The organism is Vogesella mureinivorans (assembly GCF_007644035.1).
Lineage (GTDB): Bacteria > Pseudomonadota > Gammaproteobacteria > Burkholderiales > Chromobacteriaceae > Vogesella > Vogesella mureinivorans.
Genome location: NZ_VMTV02001070.1, coordinates 1 through 297, shown reverse-complemented (window position 1 = coordinate 297; position 297 = coordinate 1). Strand labels below are relative to the sequence as shown.

1 pseudogene is annotated in these 297 nt (G+C 67.0%); it reads left to right on the top strand.

Annotated elements, in window-relative coordinates:
• Positions 1 to 297 (top strand): annotated as a pseudogene (locus FLQ44_RS22790) (monovalent cation:proton antiporter-2 (CPA2) family protein); the annotation flags it as partial.

Genomic DNA, 297 nt, shown 5'->3' with positions numbered 1-297 from the left:
AAGGCCGAGACCATCCTCGTCTGCGTCGACAAGCCCGAGGTCGCCGACCTGATCGTCGAACGGGTCAAGGCCGAGTTCCCGCTGACCAAGCTGTTCGTCCGCGCCTACGACCGCGGCCACTCGCTGCGGCTGGTGCAGGCGGGCGTCGAATATCAGCTCCGCGAGACCTTCGAGAGCGCTTTGGTGTTCGGCTATCAGGTGCTGATCGACCTCGGTTTCCGGGCCGACGAGGCGCGCGAGACCATCGAGGACGTCCGCCGCCGCGACGAGGAGCGCTTCACCCTGCAGCTCTCCGGA